The organism is Nonomuraea cypriaca (genome assembly GCF_015645445.1).
Lineage (GTDB): Bacteria > Actinomycetota > Actinomycetes > Streptosporangiales > Streptosporangiaceae > Nonomuraea > Nonomuraea cypriaca.
Genome location: NZ_JADOGI010000226.1, coordinates 1 through 16,722 on the forward strand (window position 1 = coordinate 1; position 16,722 = coordinate 16,722).

Genomic DNA, 16,722 nt, shown 5'->3' on the forward strand with positions numbered 1-16,722 from the left:
AGCCCGGTCCGCGCCTGAACCGTCCTGATCCCGGCCTCCCCGGCCCGCCTGGCCTCGCCCTCCCACAACTCGCACATATCCGCCAGGAAGCCCGTGCCCTTGCCCTGGCTCTCATCGATCACCCGGTCCCCGGTGTCGCCGTAGAAGTCCACTCCAGAGGCGGACAGCAGCACCCCAGGCGGATCCGGCACCCCGCGCAACGCCTCGACGAGCACCCGCGTGCTCTCCACGCGGCTGTCGACGAGCTCCCGTTTGTACGCCGCGTTCCACCGCTTGTCGCCGATCGAGGCCCCGGCCAGATGCACCACGGCCTCGGCCCCCTGGAAGACGGCCTGGTCGATCACCTTCTCGGCGGGCTGCCAGAACGCCTCGTCGGGCGCGCGCGGCGGGCGGCGTACGAGCCTGACGACCTCCCGGCCCTCCGCCCGCAGCGCCTCCACCAGTGCCGTCCCGAGCAACCCCGACGCCCCGGTCACGATGATCGCCATACGGTCACAGTACGCCTCCGCCCCTCACGGACGAGCGAGCCGCTCCGAGCACGCGAAAGGTCGCGCCCCAGGGCACGAAAGGCTGGGCGGCAGCCCCTGGACAAGAACGAGGCCCGGGAGGGTCGCCTTCTGGCACGGAGAAGGCCGGGCGGTCCGGAAGCGGACCGCCCGGCCCCAGGGGCGCGAAACCCCGCGAAACCTTACGCGAGACCCAGCTGAGCCTCGAAGCGGCCTTCCTCCAGACGGCGCTTCACCGTCGTCAGGAAGCGGGCCGCGTCGGCGCCGTCGACCAGCCGGTGGTCGTAGGTCAGCGCCAGGTAGACCATCGACCGCACCGCGATGACCTCGCCCTCAGGCGTGTCGATCACAACGGGCCGCTTGACGACGCCACCGGTGCCCAGCATGCCCACCTGCGGCTGGTTGAGTATCGGCGTGTCGAACAGGGCGCCGCGGCTGCCCGTGTTGGTCAGCGTGAACGTGCCGCCGGTGATCTCGTCGGGCGTCACCTTGTTGGCGCGCGTCCGCTCGGCCAGGTCGGCCGTCTTACGGGCCAGCCCGGCGAGGTTGAGGTCGCCGGCGTTCTTGATGACCGCCGCGATCAGGCCGCGCTCGGTGTCGACCGCGATGCCCAGGTGCTCGACGTCGAAGTACGTGACCTCCATGGTCTCGTTGTTGATCGTCGCGTTGAGCTTCGGGTGCTGCTTGAGCCCCTCGATGGTGGCCATCTCGAAGAACGGCATGAACGACAGCTTGACGCCCTCGCGCCGCAGGAAGTCGGCCTTCGCCTGGTCACGCAGCCGCGCGATCCTGGTGACGTCGACCTCGACCACCGTGGTGAGCTGCGCCGCGGTCTGCAGCGACTCCACCAGGCGCTTGGACATCGTCTGGCGCAGACGCGACATCTTCTCCGTGCGGCCGCGCAGCGTCGTGTCGACCTCCACCGGCTCGGGCGCCGCGGCCATCGGGGCCTGCGCGGCCGGAGCGGGAGCGGCGACCGGCGGGGCGGGCTGGGCGGCGGGAGCCGGGGCGGCGGCGGCCTGCTCTCGCTGCGCCTTGGCCGCCTCCAGCACGTCCTGCTTGCGGATCCGGCCGCCCACGCCGGTGCCGTTGAGCGAGTCGAGGTCGACGCCGTGCTCGTTGGCGAGCTTGCGCACCAGTGGCGTGACGTAGGGGCTCTCGCCGGACGGCAGCGGCGTCGGCTCGGCGGCCGGTGCCGGCCGCGCCGGGGGAGCGGCCTGCGGCGCGGGCTGCGGGGCCGGCGCGGGCGCCGGTGCGGGCGGAGCGGGCTGCGGGATCGAGGAGACCGGAGGCGCGGGGGCGGGCTCAGGCTCCGGCTCGGGCTGCGGCGTCGGCGCGGGTGCCGCCGCCTCAGGGGCCGGAGCCGGGGCCGGTGCGGGGGCACCCGCACGGGCGCTCTCGTCGATGACGGCGAGCTCGGCCCCGACCTCGACCGTCTCGTCCTCAGCCACGACGATCTTGGTGAGCACGCCCGCGGACGGCGACGGGATCTCGGTGTCGACCTTGTCGGTCGACACCTCCAGGAGCGGCTCGTCGGCCTCGACGCGCTCGCCCTCCTTCTTCAGCCAACGGGTTACCGTGCCCTCGGTCACGCTCTCGCCGAGCTGGGGCATTTGTACGGAGACCGGCATCGTTATTCTTCTCTCGCGTTCTGATCTCGAGGGCTGGACTAGTTGTGTACGTGCAACGGCTTGCCGGCCAGGGCCAGCATCGCCTCACCGACTGCCTCGGACTGGGTCGGGTGTGCATGGATGAGCTGGGCGACCTCTGCGGGCAGCGCCTCCCAGTTGTAGATCAGCTGGCCCTCCGTGACGAGCTCGCCGACGCGCCGGCCCACCATGTGGACACCGACGACGGGGCCGTCCTTCTGGGCGATGACCTTCACGGCGCCCGAGGTGCCGAGGATCTGGCTCTTGGGGTTTCCCGCGAGGTCGTAGACCTGCTCGACGATCTCGAGGCCGCGCTCGGCGGCCTGCGCCGAGGTGATCCCGACCGAGGCCACCTCGGGGTCGGAGTAGGTGATGCGGGGCACGCCCGCGTAGTCGATGGGCGGCGGGTTGAGCCCGGCGATGTGCTCGGCCACCATGATGCCCTCGGCGAACCCGGCGTGCGCGAGCTGCAGCGTCGGGATCAGGTCGCCGATGGCGTAGACGCCGGGCACGGACGTCCTGCAGTGCTCGTCGACCACGACCGCGCCGCGCTCGATGGCGACGCCCTGCTCCTCGAAGCCCATGCCCGCGGAGACCGCGCCCCGCCCGACCGCGACGAGCAGCAGCTCCGCGTCGAGGGTCTTGCCGTTGGCCAGCGTGACCACCACGCCGGTCTCCGTGGTCTTGGCGCTGTCGAAGAAGACGCCCAGTTCGTACTTGATGCCGCGGCGGCGGAAGGCCCGCTCCAGCAGATTGGAGCTGGACTCCTCCTCGGTGGGCAGCAGGTGCGGCAGCGCCTCGACGATCGTGACCTCGGCGCCGAACGAGCGGTAGACGCTGGCCAGCTCGACGCCGATCACGCCGCCGCCCAGCACGATCACGGAGGTGGGCACGCGGTCCATCTTGAGTGTGTGCTCGCTGGTGATGACGCGCTCGCCGTCGATCTCCAGGCCCGGCAGGGTCTTCGGCGCCGAGCCGGTGGCGAGGACGAGGTTGCGGCCCTCGTAGACCTCGGAGCCGACCTGGACCGTGGCCGGGCCGGTCAGGCGGCCCTCGCCTTCGACGATCGTCACCCCCGCGGCCTTCAGCAGGCCCTGCACGCCCTTCCAGGCCCGCGTGACGATCTTGTCCTTGAACGCGTGGACGCCCTGGACGTCGATGCCGTCGAAGCGGGCCTTGACGCCGAAGGACTCGCTCTCGCGGGTCTCGTCGGCGACCTCGGCCGAGTGCAGCAGAGCCTTCGTGGGGATGCATCCCCTGTGCAGGCAGGTGCCGCCGATCTTGTCCTTTTCGATCAGGGCGACCGACTTGCCCAGCTCGGCCGCCCGGAGCGCGCAGGCGTAACCGCCGCTGCCGCCACCTAGGACGACGATGTCATAGGCCACAGGAAGGCTCCTTGTCGGGGTGTTCGTGATGCCGTCATCTTTTCATTTGTTTCAGATGCTCGCGTGCCGCTCTGCGAGTCCGATGAGGGTGCGGGTGATGGCGCCCGTGCCGCCCTTCGAGGTGTAACCGTACGGCTCGCCCTTGTTGAAGGCGGGGCCGGCCATGTCGATGTGGGCCCAGCGGACCCCGCCTGGCACGAACTCCTTCAGGAAGATTCCCGCCGCCAGCATGCTGCCCCATCGTTCCGGCTGGAGGTTGGCGATGTCGGCGATCGGCGAGTCGAGGCCCTTGCGCAGCTCCTCGGGCAGCGGCATGCCCCAGGCGCCCTCGCCCTCGGCGCCGGCGGTCTCGACGACCAGCTCCCTGAGGGCGTCGTCGTTGGACATGACGCCCGCGGTGCGCCAGCCGAGCGCGACGATCTGCGCGCCGGTGAGGGTCGCCACGTCGATGATCACGTCGGGGTCGTCCTCGGCGGCCCTGGCGATGCCGTCCATGAGCACCAGGCGGCCTTCCGCGTCGGTGTCGAGCACCTCGACGGTCTTGCCGCTGTAGCTGTGGATGACGTCGGAGGGACGCTGCGCGGTGCCGCTCGGCAGGTTCTCCGCCAGGCAGAGGTAGCCGACGGCGTTGACGGGCAGGCCGAGCCTGGCGATGCCGATCAGAGCGCCGAGCACGGCGCCCGCGCCGCCCATGTCGGACTTCATCCAGTCCATGGAGGCGGACGGCTTGAGCGACAGGCCGCCCGAGTCGAACGTGATGCCCTTACCCACGAACGCCAGCGTCTTGCCGGCCTCCGGGTGGCGGTAGGACAGCCGGACCAGGCGCGGGCCCCTGGCCGAGCCCTGGCCGACGCCGACGAGGCCGCCGTAGCCGCCGTCCTTGAGCTGCTTCTCGTCGAGCACCTCGACGCTCAGCCCGGCCTTGCCGCCGGTCTGCTCGGCGATCTCGGCGAACTTGGCCGGCCACAGATCCGAGGGAGGCGTGTTGACCAGGTCGCGAACCAGCGCGACGGACTCGGCCAGCACGCCCGCCCGCTCGGTGACGCTGTCCGGCTGCCCGGAGAGGATCGTGAGCTCGGACACCGGCTCCTTCCGCGCCTCGTCGGTGCGGTAGCGGGCGAAGGCGTACGCGCCGAGCAGTCCGCCGAGCGCGACCGCCTCGGCCTCGTCGGGCGAGCCCGCCGGGAGGGCGAGCGCGGCGCGCGCGGTGCCGGCGAGGGAACGCACGGCGGCGCCGGCGGCGCGCCGCAGGCCCTCGGCGTCGTAGGAGTCGCCCAGCCCCACCGCGACCAGCAGTGGTGCGGCGATGGCGCCGAACGTCGGCAGCTTGGCCAGCTCACCGGCCTTGCCGGAGAAGGCCACGGCGCCGAGTGAGGTGGCGAGCTTGCCGCCGAAGGCCGCGTCGAGGGCCTCGGCGTCCCCCACGGGCTGGGGACCTTCCTGGCCGGACCTGAAGCCGACGATCAAGGCGTCGGTGTCGATGGAGACTGGATCTGCTGAGTTCAGCCGCACAGTGGTCACGTAAACCGATGCTATCCACGGTTTCTGCGTACTCACAAACAGGGGTTCATCCTACCAATCAACGGTCAGCGTTTCTCGCGACATGGTGCTAGCGTTATTAGCATCATGTTGCTGACGCTCGATCTCAACGACGCGCGGCCCCTGCACGAGCAGGTGGCCGGGGCCATCAGGCGCGCCATCGGCGAGGGGTCCTACCTGCCGGGAGACCGCCTGCCACCGGCCCGGGACCTGGCCCAGGCGCTCGGCATCAACCCCAACACCGTGCTGCGCGCGCTGCGTGACCTGCGGGACGAGGGGCTGCTGGAGTTCAGGCGCGGCCGCGGGGTCAGCGTGGCGGGCCGCGCGGACGGCCGCGCCCTGCTCGTGCAGCGGGCGCGCGAACTGCTCGAAGAAGCCAGGAGGCACGGCTACGGCCGCGACGACCTCATCACCATCCTGGAGGAACTGTCATGAATCCCCGAGTCTCCATCCTCACCGTGTGGGGCCTGGTCGCCACCGCCGCGCTGGTCCTGCTTCCGCTGGCGGTGCGCGACCGCTTGCCCGATCCGATGGCGACCCACTGGGGGCCGGGCGGCGGTGCCGACGGCTCGATGCCGTTCGCCGCGAGCGTCGTCATGAGCGTGCTCCTCTGGGTGGTCCCCTGGCTGGTCCTCCTGGCCATGGCGGTCCGAGGCCGGGCGCTGGTCCGCAGGCTCGGCCGGATGTACTGGTGCGGCACGGCCGGGTTCATGAGCGTGTTCGCGATCGGGATCGGCGGCATCACCCTGCTGGCCAACCTGGACGCGCCCGACTGGACGCGGGCCAGGTTGGCTGGATGGCACGTCATCGCGGTCATCCTCGCCGCAGCCCTCGCCGCGGTGGCGGCCGGCTACCTGGGCAGGGGCGAGCCCGACCAGCCGAGTCCTGAGGGTGAGCAACCACCGCGCCTGCGCCTGCGGGCGGGCGAGCGCACGGTCTGGGTCAGCCGCGTCGCCAACCCGTGGCTGGTCGCGGTCGCCGTGGCCACGGTCGCCTGCGTCGGCGTGCTGGTCGTGCTGGGGCTCATCGGCGTCATGCCCGGCCCCGTCGCGGTCGTCGCGCTGCCCGTGCTCGTCGTCCTGCTGGTCATCGGGGTGATGAGCGCGTCCGTCACCGTCAGGGCGGGCGACGACGGGGTCGCGATCGGGTTCGGGCCGCTCGGCTGGCCTGTGCGCAGGATCAGGTTGTCCAGCATCGACTCGGCGTACTCGGAGGTCCGTCAGCCGAGCCAGGTCGGCGGCTGGGGCTTTCGCGGGCTGCCGGGCAGCGCCACCATCATGCTGCGCGGTGGCGAATGCCTGATCATCCGCTACCGTTCTGGCGGTCAGCTCGCGATCAGCATCGACGACGCGGCGCGCGGCGCATCCCTCATCAACGCCCTCATCGCGGAGCGGGTGGAAGCATGAAAAGACCTCTCCTCATCTTCATCGTCCTGGCCTTCGGGTTGTCCTGGGCGGCGTTGCTGCCCGTCTGGTTCGACGGCGGGCTGAGCTCGCCGATGGCGGGGGTGCTGACCGCGCTGATGATGTTCACGCCCGCGGTGGGCGTGCTCGGCGTGTGGGCCGTCTCGCGCAGGCCGTTCCGCGAGTGGGCCGCGGAGACCGGGCTGACGCTCGGGGAGCGCCGGGGCCGTACGGGCGTGGTCGTGCTGTGCGCGTGGCTCGGCATCCCGCTGCTGGTGTTCCTCGCGATGGGGCTCAGCGCCGCCGCCGGGCTGGTGTCACTGGACCTCGGAGGGCTCAGCCTGCTCAGGGCGGCGCTGGAGGGGCGCGGTATGGAGGTTCCCGCCGAGCTCGGGTCCGTCGCCGTGCTGCAGATCGTGCTGGCGACCCTGACCGGCCCCCTGCTGAACGCCGTCCTGACCCTGGGGGAGGAGTGGGGCTGGCGCGGCTGGCTCCTGCCCAGGCTCGCCGCCACGAACGGCCCCCTCGCCGGCCTGCTCCTCTCCGGTGCCATCTGGGGCGTCTGGCATGCCCCGCTCACGCTCCTCGGCTACAACTATCCGAGGCTGGGATCCTGGGCGGCGCTCGTCTTCATCGGGTTCTGCGTGCCGGCCGGGGTGGTGTTCGGGTGGTTGCGGCTGCGTACCGGCAGCGTGTGGCCCGCCGTGGTCGCGCACGGCTCGCTGAACGCCGTCGCCCTGCCCGCCCTCCTGCTCGGTGACGCCGCCGCCCCGCCGAACGAGGTGCTCGCCGGGGTGACCGGCCTGGTCGGCTGGATCCTGCTGGCCCTGGTCGGTGCGGCCCTCCTCCGCTTCTTCCCCCTACGCCAGCCCCAGCCGGTCGGCTGACCTCTAATCCGAGGGCATGGCCACTTAGTCCGAGGGCATGGCCGCGCTGCCCGTTTCCGAGGGCCTGGCCACGGTGAGGGGCCGTCTGGGTGGTCAGGCGAGGAGGGCGCAGACCACGAGCGCGGTGGCGGTGGCGGTCTCGACCAGCGCGCCCAGGACGTCGCCGGTGATTCCGCCGAGCCGGCGTCGGGCATGCGCGAGCACCAGCAGGGCCGCGCCCAGCCCGGCGAGCAGGCCGAGCGGCGGCACGACGGCAGCCACGAACCCCGGGTCCGCGCCCAGCCCGGCGCTGAGTGGTGGCACGGCGGCGGGGATCGTGAGCAGGCCGAGGGCGGTGGTCGTGAGGAGGGCGGCCAGGGTGGCGAGCCAGGGGGCGGAGGGGCGTACCGTGCCCGCGACCATCGCGCCCAGGCCGTCGGGCCGGGCGGCGGGGACACTCGGCCGGCAGGCCCAGGTGAGGGCCAGCCGCCCCGCCACGCAGGCGGTCACCAGCGCCGCGAACCCCGCGTCCGCCAGCGCCACCACCTCGATGACCAGCGTGAACACCAGCGCCATCACACCGAACGGCCCGATATCCGATTTTTTCATGATTTCGAGCGCCTGATCGGCGGGCTTCCCGCTCCCGAGCCCGTCCGCCAGATCGGCCAGCCCGTCGAGGTGCAGCCCGCGAGTCAGCACCGCCAGCAGCCCGAGCGCCAGCCCCGCCCCCAGCAGCGCCGGCGCGGGCAGCAGCACGGGCAGCCCGGCGACCGGGCCCAGGACGAGCCCGACGGCCGGGGCCAGCGCCATCGCCCGCCCCGCGACCTCCCGATCGACCCGCTCGACGCGTACCGGAAAGACGCTGAGCGTGCCGACCGCGAACCGCAGCCCGTACGCCAGAAGAGACCTGCTCATCGAACCCCGCCCCACTCTCGTGCCTGGTCGAGACCGTAGCGGCAGTACGCATGCATATTTCTCATAGGTAACGGGACGATCCCGGGCCCCACTAGTCTGGCGGGATGCACGTGGTTGAACTGGAAGGCGTTGGTGTCCGGGTAGTCGGCAAGTCGCTGCTCGACGCGGTCGATTGGCAGGTGGACTACGGCGACCACTGGGTGATCGTCGGCCCCAACGGCGCGGGCAAGACGACGCTCCTCTCGCTGGTCGGCGCCGTACGGCATCCCAGCGAGGGCACGGTCAAGGTGCTCGGCCACCGGCTCGGCCAGGTGGACCTGCGGGAGTTGCGCCGCCACATCGGCCTGGTCGCGTCCAGCCAGCGGCTGATCGACGAGGAGCTGATGGAGGAGGAGGGGGCGACCGCGCACACCGTGGTGCTCACCGGGCACACAGGGACGAGCGTTCCGCTGTGGGACAAGTACGGCGACGTCGAGCGGGACCGCGCCCACCGGCTGCTGGCCGACCTGGGGTGCAAGGACCTGGCGGACCGGCCGTTCCGCGTCTGCTCGCAGGGCGAGCGGGCCAGGATCAGGGTGGGCAGGGCGCTCATGGCGGATCCCGCGGTGTTACTGCTCGACGAGCCGTTCGCGGGGCTGGACCTGCCGGCCCGTGAAGACCTCATCACCGCCGTCGAAGACCTGGCCACGATCCGGCCCGTGCTCACCACCGTGACGGTGACGCACCACCTGGAGGAGGTGCCGGCGACGACCACGCACGCCATGCTGATGCGCGACGCCAGGGTGCTGGCGGCCGGCCCCGTAGCCGACGTGCTCACCTCGGCCAACCTCTCCGACTGCTTCGGCCGTCCCCTCCACGTGGACCGTCTCGACGGCCGCTGGTACGCCCGAGCCCTCCGCCCATGACCCACCCTGCCGCATGGCACGGGTTCGACGTGAATTGTCGCGTTGATCACAGTTCGAGCAGACGTCCTGCCACCACCAGCGCCACGTACTCGGACTCGGCGGCGAGGCGTTCGTTGAGCCGTCCGAGCGCGTCCCTGAACGCCCTCCCGCTCGCCGTCGCGGGAACCACGCCCATCCCCACCTCGTCCGACACCGCCACGATCCGCTGCGGCGTCGCCCGCCACGCGGCCACGAGCCCGTCACAGCGGGCGGCGACCGGCGCGCGGTCGCCGTCCCAGGCTCCGTGCTCGTCGAACACCGCCGCCAGCCAGGTCCCGAGCCCGTCGATCAGCAGGGGAGCCTCGGCGGTCCTCATCGTCCGGGCCAGGTCGGTGGTCTCGATGGTGTCCCAGTGCGCCGGTCGCCGCTCCTTGTGCGCCCGCACCCGCGCCGCCCACTCGCCGTCACCCGCGCCGCCCGGCCCCGTCGCGACATAGGTCACGTACGGCTCCGCCGCCAGCCGCGACTCCGCCTCCGCCGACTTCCCCGACCGCGACCCGCCCAGCAACAACGCCCGCCTGGGCCGGTCGACCGACGTCTCCTGCGCGGTCCCGGCCCACAACTCGGTGCCATCGGGTACGGCGACCGCCCCCCACAGCCGCAGCCGCCTCGCCAACTCCTCCTCGGACCTGATCCGGTGATCCAGCCCTGCGGCCACCACCAGGGTCGCGTCGTCCGCCAGACCGGCCCGCCGCAACTCCCCGAGCCGCTCTGGCCGGTCGAGCAGGTCGATCAGCACGACGTCGTACCTGCCGGGACCGTCCACGGGCACGGACCGGCCCGCCGGCAGGTAGAGGAGCCTGGAACCGTCAGGGCAGGCGAGCCCCAGGCCGCCCGCACAGGCGTGGTAGCCGTCCGGCGGCTCCGCGAGGGGAAACCGGACCGCGTCGTCCACGACCACTTCGAACGGCCGGCGATGTCCGGATGGGAGCCCGGCGCACGAGGCACACCCGCAACCGGGCTCCGGCCATCCCGCGCCACCCGCCGTACCGGAGACAAGGACCTTCACCGCGCCGAGCGTACAAGCCCATGGAACTTGACGCCGGACCCGCGGCACCGGTCAGAAGGTGGGCGCACACGACACGCGCGTGACATCGATTGACCGCCGAACTCGGGAGTAGGGTTCCAGTGCCGTCGGAGAGCGCGCCGGCGAACCCGCGGAAAAGGAGCGTATGGCATGACATGGCGGTGGCGATATGAGAATGCAAAGGGTGGTGAGGTGACCGATCGCCCTTTGCCGCGAGAAGTCTTTCCGAGCCAGGCCGACGCGGAGTCCTGGATCGGCGAGAACTGGCGTGACCTGGTCGATGCCGGTGTTGAGCAAGTGGCCCTGCTGGAAGAGGACCGCGTTGAATACGCGGGCCTGGCATTGCGTCCGGAGTGAGTTCGGGGTAAATGAAAAACCCCTTGAGCGCTGTCGTTGCTCAAGGGGTTTTTGGTGTTATGTGAGTTATGGGCGGCTGCTCGGGCTGGCCGTCTTGGCCGGGTCACGCTCCACGACGTCGCCGAGAACGCCGTCGATCCGCGCCAGCACGCCGGCGTCCAGCTTGACGCCCGACGCCCGTACGTTGTCGCGCACCTGCTCGGGACGGCTGGCGCCGATGATGGCGCTGGAGACGTTCTGGTTCTGCAGGACCCAGGCGACCGCCAGTTGCGCCATGCTCAGCCCCAGGTCGGCCGCGATCGGCTTGAGCTCCTGTACGCGGGCCAGCACGTCGTCCTTCATGAACCGCTGGATCACGGAACTGCCGCCGGAGGCGTCGGTCGCCCTGGACCCCTCGGGCGGCTGCCGGCCGGGCACGTACTTGCCGGTGAGCACGCCCTGGGCGATCGGGGACCAGACGATCTGGCCGACACCCTCCTTCTCGCTCAGCGGCACGACCTCCGACTCGATGACCCTCCACAGCATGGAGTACTGAGGCTGGTTCGACACGATCCGGTCGAAGCCCATCTCATCGGCGATCTTCATGGCCTGGGCGATCTGGTCCGCGGTCCACTCGCTGACGCCGATGTAGAGGATCTTGCCCTGGCGTACCAGGTCGTCGAACGTCTTGAGTGTCTCCTCCAGGGGCGTCTCATAGTCGAATCGGTGGGCCTGGTAGAGGTCGACGTAGTCGGTCTGCAGGCGGCGCAGCGAGCCGTCGATCGAGGCGGTGATGTGCTTGCGTGACAGGCCGCGGTTGTTCTTGCCGGGTCCGGTGGGCCAGTAGACCTTGGTGAAGATCTCCAGGGAGTCCCTGGGCACGCCCTTCAGCGCTCGGCCGAGCACCTCCTCGGCCTTCGTCGCCGCGTAGACGTCCGCGGTGTCGAACGTGGTGATGCCCTCATCGAGCGCCGCCCGCACACAGAGCTTGGCGGCGTCCTCCTCGACCTGGGAGCCGTGGGTGAGCCAGTTGCCGTAGCTGATCTCACTGACCATGAGACCGCTACGACCGAGGTGTCGGAATTCCATGCACCAGACTCTATTCCTGGCGTATGGGTGATCCGTTTCGGGATAGGGTGCGCGACGTGCTGAAGCTCGTACGGCTGGCGCTGAAGGCGGCCATCGTGACCGCGATCGTGGTACGACTGCGCCGCCGCGCCCGCATGCCCGAGAAGGCGCCCGTCCCCGCGCCCGCGCCGCGGACCCCGGCCCGGGGCACCCGGGTGGGCCTGCTGTGGGCCGGCATCGCGGTGCTCGTCGCGCTCACCCTGACGGCTGCGGTGCTGCCCACCGAGGCACAGGAGACGGCCGAGGCGAACGCGCGGGCCTACCAGGCCGAGCAGGACGCACTCACCAGGGACCTGCTCGACACCGAGCAGTCGATTGCCCAGCAGCCGACAACCCAGCAGCCGACCGCCCAGGCGTCGCCCGCTCCGGACACCGAGCACCAGGCCGCGCTGGAGGTGCCCGACCCCAACTGCTCGCCCGCGCCGCGCCCCGTCACCGTGCGGCCGATCGATCCGAAGGTCAAGCGGGCAGTGGACCGGGAGTGGCGGCGGATCGAGCGGTGGCTGAAGGCGAACGCGCCGCGTACGTACGGGACACTCGCGACGCCGGGACGGGCGCGCACGATCGCGATCGCCGAGTCCCAGATGGGGGTGGACTTCCCCGACGACCTGCGGGCCTCGCTCCTGCGCCACAACGGCTCGCAGGGGGCGCGGGGATTCGGGTTCGGGTTCTGGCCTGGCGGCGCCGTCAACCTCGGCACGCGCGAGATCAGGGACGCCTGGCGCGACCGATGCCGCTGGGACCGCACCGATTCCGGCACCGACCCGGCCACCGAACACTGGAACGGCAGGATGATCCCGTTCGTCTTCTTCGAGGGGCGCGACAGCAGGGACGGGATGTACGGGGTGGTCGACTCCGTGGAGGGCACCGCCGGATGGGACGACACCTTCTCCGGCATGGCGCCCCGGATGCCGTCCTACCACGCGCTGATGCGGGCCGTCGCCGACGCCCTGGAGCAGGGCGAGGAGATCGAAGGCTGGCGGCCCGCGGTCGAGCGGGGCATGCTGCGCTGGGAGAACCCGCACTGGGAGAGCACGGAATAGGGCAGTTACAGGAAATTTCCCAAAAATCGGGAAATTTCGCTACTTCTTGGCCGGCACCGGCTTACCGCCCGGCAGCACCTGCGGCGGCGGGAAACGCAGCTTGCGGATCTGCAGCGCCCGCATCGCGGCGTAGAAGCCCACGCCCCTGACGCTCTCGTCGGGCAGCTTCTCCACCACCAGCCGCTTCACCTTCCACGCCACGAAGACGGACGTGAAGAGCACGCCGATCATCATGATCGGCCAGCCGATCGTGATGACGTATCCCAGCACCTGGGCGCGGACCGCCATGGGCCACGGGACCCACGTCGCCAGCAGGATGAGTAGCGAGAACGGCAGGAAATACTGACTCGGCAGCCGCCGGGAGTCGACCCAGTCACGCGCGAACTTGCGCGCGGGACCCTTGTCACGAGCGGGATAGTACCGTTCGTCACCTGCGAGCATGCCCTTGCGGGCCCGATCGCGCTCGGCCGCCTGCTTGGTCCGCATCTGCCGATAGGCCTCTTTACGGTCTTTCGGCGCGCTGACGGGTTGGCGTCGTCTGCCTTCGGCATCCCGGCGCTTGGGTGTGGGACGACCTTTACCCTGGGGCTTAGGATCGTCAACGGGGACGGGGGAGTCGTCCACAGAGGTTTGGGATCGGCGTCGCAACACGACGTCAACCCTACCTGGACTGCAACTTAGTGACGCCCCCGTGCGTTATGCGTAGGGTAATCCCAAGGCGGCTGCGCTGCATTGGGTGAACACCAGCACGACCTAGAAGGGGACGGCCGACGCGCATGAGCGTGATGAAGAGACTTTCGATGATCTTCAAGTCCAAGGCCAACAAGGCCCTGGACAAGATGGAGGATCCACGCGAGACCCTTGACTATTCCTACCAGCGGCAGCTCGAGTTGCTGCAGAAGGTGCGTCGAGGGGTGGCCGATGTGGCCACCTCGCGCAAGAGGGTGGAGCTGCAGGTCAACGGCTTGGAGGCGCAGGCCAAGCGCCTTGAGGACCAGGGCCGCAAGGCGCTGTCCGTGGGCCGTGAGGACCTCGCCCGCGAGGCTTTGCAGCGCCGGTCCGGTCTGCAGACGCAGATGGCCGACCTCAAGGTCCAGCACGACAACCTGCAGGCCGAGGAGGAGAAGCTGACGACGGCTTCCCAGCGGCTGCAGGCCAAGGTCGACTCCTTCCGCACGAAGAAGGAGACGATCAAGGCGACCTACACCGCCGCCGAGGCGCAGACGCGCATCAACGAGGCGTTCTCCGGCATCTCCGAGGAGATGGGCGACGTCGGCCTGGCGATCCAGCGCGCCGAGGACAAGACGGCGCAGATGCAGGCCAGGGCGGGCGCGATCGACGAGCTGCTGGCCAGCGGCGCGCTCGACGACTACAGCGGCACCCGTGGCGACGACATCCAGGCCGAGCTCGACCGCATGGGCGGCGGCATGGACGTCGAGCTGGAGCTGGCCAAGATGAAGTCCGAGCTGGGCCAGGGCCCGGCGCCGCAGGGCGCGATCGAGCAGGGCCAGCCGCCGCAGCAGCAGGCCCAGCCGCAGCAGCAGTCCCAGCAGCCCCAGCAGGGCCAGACCCAGCAGCTGCGTCAGCCTGGGGAGGGCGCATGATTGTCAGGATCATGGGCGAGGGCCAGGTGGAGATCTCCGCCGACGACATCTCGGTGCTCAACGAGCTCGACGGCGAGCTCGAGGCGGCCATCGAGGTGGGCGACGAGAAGGCCTTCCGCGTCAAGCTGCACGCGTTGCTCGACAAGGTGCGCCATGTGGGCAAGGCGCTCCCCGACGACAGCCTTGAGCCGTCAGAGCTGATCCTTCCCCCCGCGGACGCCTCGATCGAGGAGGTCCGGGAGATGCTGGGCGACCAAGGCCTCATCCCGGGCTGAGCCCCGTGCGCACGCGGTTCGCGTCCGACCGCGGCCTGACCGGCCGCATGGTCGTGACGATGTTCCTGCTCGGGCTGCTCTACGTGGTGTTCGTCGGCGTCCTGATCGCCCTCGGCGTGCGGGCGCTGACCGTGCTGGTGGTCGCGGGGGGTCTGCTGCTCGTGCAGTACTTCCTGTCCGACCGCATCGCGTTGTTCGCGATGGGTGGACGGGAGGTCTCGCCGCAGGAGGCCCCTGAGCTGCACGGCCTGATCGACCGGCTGTGCGCGCTCGCCGACATGCCCAAGCCACGGGTGGCGATCGCGGATTCCGACGTCCCCAACGCGTTCGCCACGGGCAGAAACCAGAAGAAGGCCGTCGTCTGTGTGACGACCGGCATCCTGCGCCGGCTGGAGCCCCAGGAGCTCGAGGGCGTGCTCGCCCACGAGCTGTCGCACGTCGCCCACCGCGACGTCGCCGTCATGACGATCGCCTCGTTCCTCGGCATCGTCGCGGGGCTCATGACCAGGTTCGCGCTCTACACGGGGCTCGGCGGCCGCCGCAACGGCGGCCAGGGCGGGCTGCCCATCGGAGCCATCATCCTGCTCGTCTCCGTCATCGTGTACGCCGTCAGCTTCCTGCTCACCCGCGCCCTGTCGCGCTACCGCGAGCTGGCCGCCGACCGCGCGGGCGCGTTGCTCACCCAACGCCCGTCGTCCCTGGCCAGCGCGCTGACCAAGGTGACAGGCGACATGGCCAGGATCCCGACCCGCGACCTGCGCGAGGCGGAGCCGTTCAACGCCTTCTACTTCGCCCCGGCGTTGTCCAAGGGCCACTCGGTGGCGAACCTGTTCTCCACCCACCCGTCGCTCGACCGGCGGCTGGAGCAACTGGCGAACATCTCCAAGCAGCTCGGAAGGGGCTGAGCGGATGGGCTGGCTGGACTCGTTGCTGGGCCGGTCGAAGCCGGTCAAGCCCAACCTCGACGCGCTCTTCGCGCTGCCGTCCGCGGCCGTGACGCTGCAGGCCGCCACCGGTCTCGTCCCCACCGGTCTCGGCTCTGTGGCATTCCGCGCCGCGGAGGGCGGCGCCTTCGCCACGCTCGAACGCGACGTCAAGGCGCTGCTCGGCGAGCGCGTGGAGGAGTCCGACGACGGTTACGGCTACACCTGGCTGCTGGTGCGCCGTACCCCCGACGCGGTCAGCGATCTGGTCACCGAGCTGCACGCGGTGAACTCCTCGCTGGAGTCGGCCGGGTTCGGGCCGTCGCTGCTGTGCTCGCTGGTGTCGTTCGCCGCGCAGGACCGCCGCCAGGTGGCGGTCGTGTACCTGTACAAGCGCGGCACCTTCTACCCGTTCGCGCCGCTTCCCGGGCAGCGGCGGGACAACGCGCTCGAACTCCAGGTCCGGGGCGCGCTGGAAGGCGAGCTGCCGCTGGAGGCGGACCTCAGCCGCTGGTTCCCCGTATGGGGTGCCCCCGGGTTGTGATAACCCATGGTGATCTAATGATCACGTGGAGCGAAGATTGTTCGTGCTCGCGGCTTCCGCGTTCATCGTGGCGGCTGTGCTGGGCAGCGCGTGGATCACCGGTCAGTTCACCACGCCGGAGGTCGACAGGGCCCATGGCTACGTGAGCGAGCTGGCCGCCAGGGACCAGCCGTGGACGCGGCTGTTCCGGGTCTGTGACGCGTTGTCTGGGCTGGCCTGCGTGCTGGGGGTGGCGCTTGTGCCGCGGGTGGCGCGCGAGTGGCCGGGGTGGCTGGCGCTGGCCGCGTACGGGCTCCTCATCGTCGTGGCGGCGGTGTTCCCGCTGGACTGCGCCCCGCTGAGCGATCCGGCCTGCCGGGCGGCGTCGTTCGGGCATCGGGTGCATCCGCTCGCGGGCGGGCTGGCCACGAGCGCCGTGCTGGCCGCGATGGTGGTGCTCGGGTCGCGCTGGCGGTCGTGGGTGTCGTGGCTGGTCACCTGGCTGAGCCTGGCCGCCACCGTACTGACCGTGACCGCCCTGGCCACTGGGCGCGGGGCGGGGATCGCGCACCGGGCCCAGCTCACGCTGATCGCGGTATGGCTCGTGTACGTGGCCCTCCACCTCCTCGTCGCGGACCCCTGCCCCGCCACCCAGA

Annotated in this window: 19 protein-coding genes; 11 read left to right on the top strand and 8 right to left on the bottom strand. The window is 70.8% G+C overall.

Features of this window, described 5'->3' with window-relative positions:
- From ITP53_RS44725 to ITP53_RS44740, 4 genes are all read right to left on the bottom strand, one after another.
- Window positions 1-488, bottom strand: a 488-nt coding sequence (locus ITP53_RS44725; protein ID WP_195901556.1) for an NAD-dependent epimerase/dehydratase family protein, incomplete at its 3' end; no start/stop codon positions are given.
- Between the two features lie 200 nt (window positions 489-688).
- Window positions 689-2,137, bottom strand: a complete 1,449-nt coding sequence (sucB, locus tag ITP53_RS44730) for a 2-oxoglutarate dehydrogenase, E2 component, dihydrolipoamide succinyltransferase (protein WP_195901557.1) — start codon at window positions 2,135-2,137, stop codon at window positions 689-691.
- Between the two features lie 38 nt (window positions 2,138-2,175).
- Window positions 2,176-3,540 carry a dihydrolipoyl dehydrogenase gene (lpdA, locus tag ITP53_RS44735; RefSeq protein ID WP_195901558.1) on the bottom strand — a complete coding sequence of 455 codons (1,365 nt, stop codon included), beginning with the start codon at window positions 3,538-3,540 and terminating at the stop codon, window positions 2,176-2,178.
- Between the two features lie 51 nt (window positions 3,541-3,591).
- Complete coding sequence (locus tag ITP53_RS44740) at window positions 3,592-5,061, bottom strand: leucyl aminopeptidase (RefSeq protein WP_195901559.1); 1,470 nt, start codon at window positions 5,059-5,061, stop codon at window positions 3,592-3,594.
- A 105-nt stretch (window positions 5,062-5,166) separates the two neighbouring features.
- On the opposite strand from ITP53_RS44740, the gene ITP53_RS44745 reads away from it, so the two are divergent.
- From ITP53_RS44745 to ITP53_RS44755, 3 genes are read left to right on the top strand one after another with little or no spacing between them, the layout of a single operon-like run.
- Window positions 5,167-5,514 carry a GntR family transcriptional regulator gene (locus ITP53_RS44745; protein WP_195901560.1) on the top strand — a complete coding sequence of 116 codons (348 nt, stop codon included), beginning with the start codon at window positions 5,167-5,169 and terminating at the stop codon, window positions 5,512-5,514.
- Window positions 5,511-6,485: an SdpI family protein gene (locus ITP53_RS44750; protein ID WP_195901561.1), complete on the top strand. Its 975-nt coding sequence runs from the start codon at window positions 5,511-5,513 to the stop codon at window positions 6,483-6,485. Before ITP53_RS44745 ends, ITP53_RS44750 begins: the two co-directional genes overlap by 4 nt.
- Window positions 6,482-7,369, top strand: a complete 888-nt coding sequence (locus tag ITP53_RS44755; RefSeq protein ID WP_195901562.1) for a CPBP family intramembrane glutamic endopeptidase — start codon at window positions 6,482-6,484, stop codon at window positions 7,367-7,369. The genes ITP53_RS44750 and ITP53_RS44755 overlap by 4 nt, the downstream gene beginning before the upstream one ends.
- A 93-nt stretch (window positions 7,370-7,462) precedes the next feature.
- Here the strand turns inward: ITP53_RS44755 and ITP53_RS44760 are convergent, their stop codons facing one another.
- Complete coding sequence (locus ITP53_RS44760; protein ID WP_195901563.1) at window positions 7,463-8,263, bottom strand: adenosylcobinamide-GDP ribazoletransferase; 801 nt, start codon at window positions 8,261-8,263, stop codon at window positions 7,463-7,465.
- Window positions 8,264-8,367: 104 nt separating this feature from the next.
- Between ITP53_RS44760 and ITP53_RS44765 the strand changes: the two genes are divergently transcribed.
- Complete coding sequence (locus ITP53_RS44765) at window positions 8,368-9,168, top strand: ABC transporter ATP-binding protein (protein WP_195901564.1); 801 nt, start codon at window positions 8,368-8,370, stop codon at window positions 9,166-9,168.
- 46 nt (window positions 9,169-9,214) lie between these two features.
- Here ITP53_RS44765 and ITP53_RS60720 read toward each other — a convergent pair whose 3' ends face one another.
- On the bottom strand, window positions 9,215-10,102 hold the full coding sequence (locus ITP53_RS60720) for a bifunctional adenosylcobinamide kinase/adenosylcobinamide-phosphate guanylyltransferase (protein ID WP_328817814.1): 888 nt from the start codon (window positions 10,100-10,102) through the stop codon (window positions 9,215-9,217).
- Between the two features lie 282 nt (window positions 10,103-10,384).
- Here ITP53_RS60720 and ITP53_RS44775 point away from each other — a divergent pair, with 282 nt between their 5' ends.
- Window positions 10,385-10,591, top strand: coding sequence for a hypothetical protein (locus ITP53_RS44775; RefSeq protein ID WP_195901566.1), 207 nt, complete (start codon window positions 10,385-10,387; stop codon window positions 10,589-10,591).
- Window positions 10,592-10,657: 66 nt separating this feature from the next.
- On the opposite strand, the gene ITP53_RS44780 is transcribed toward ITP53_RS44775, so the two are convergent.
- Window positions 10,658-11,659, bottom strand: a complete 1,002-nt coding sequence (locus ITP53_RS44780; protein ID WP_195901567.1) for an aldo/keto reductase family protein — start codon at window positions 11,657-11,659, stop codon at window positions 10,658-10,660.
- Between the two features lie 56 nt (window positions 11,660-11,715).
- Here ITP53_RS44780 and ITP53_RS44785 point away from each other — a divergent pair, with 56 nt between their 5' ends.
- A complete protein-coding gene (locus ITP53_RS44785) occupies window positions 11,716-12,741 on the top strand; it encodes an SMI1/KNR4 family protein (RefSeq protein ID WP_195901568.1) in 1,026 nt (341 codons plus the stop codon).
- A gap of 39 nt (window positions 12,742-12,780) precedes the next feature.
- Here the strand turns inward: ITP53_RS44785 and ITP53_RS44790 are convergent, their stop codons facing one another.
- A complete protein-coding gene (locus ITP53_RS44790) occupies window positions 12,781-13,392 on the bottom strand; it encodes a DUF3043 domain-containing protein (protein WP_328817817.1) in 612 nt (203 codons plus the stop codon).
- A gap of 149 nt (window positions 13,393-13,541) precedes the next feature.
- Between ITP53_RS44790 and ITP53_RS44795 the strand changes: the two genes are divergently transcribed.
- The 5 genes from ITP53_RS44795 to ITP53_RS44815 form a co-directional block, all read left to right on the top strand.
- Complete coding sequence (locus ITP53_RS44795) at window positions 13,542-14,345, top strand: PspA/IM30 family protein (protein ID WP_236051896.1); 804 nt, start codon at window positions 13,542-13,544, stop codon at window positions 14,343-14,345.
- A complete protein-coding gene (gene pspAA, locus ITP53_RS44800) occupies window positions 14,342-14,620 on the top strand; it encodes a PspA-associated protein PspAA (protein ID WP_195901570.1) in 279 nt (92 codons plus the stop codon). Before ITP53_RS44795 ends, pspAA begins: the two co-directional genes overlap by 4 nt.
- Window positions 14,621-14,625: 5 nt before the next feature.
- The gene (gene htpX, locus ITP53_RS44805) at window positions 14,626-15,525 is read left to right on the top strand and encodes a zinc metalloprotease HtpX (RefSeq protein ID WP_195901571.1); all 900 of its coding nucleotides are present in this window, start codon (window positions 14,626-14,628) and stop codon (window positions 15,523-15,525) included.
- A gap of 4 nt (window positions 15,526-15,529) precedes the next feature.
- Entirely contained in the window at window positions 15,530-16,087 is a 558-nt protein-coding gene (gene pspAB, locus ITP53_RS44810) for a PspA-associated protein PspAB (RefSeq protein ID WP_195901572.1), read from the top strand.
- Between the two features lie 25 nt (window positions 16,088-16,112).
- On the top strand, window positions 16,113-16,722 hold a 610-nt coding region (locus tag ITP53_RS44815; protein WP_195901573.1), incomplete at its 3' end, for a DUF998 domain-containing protein.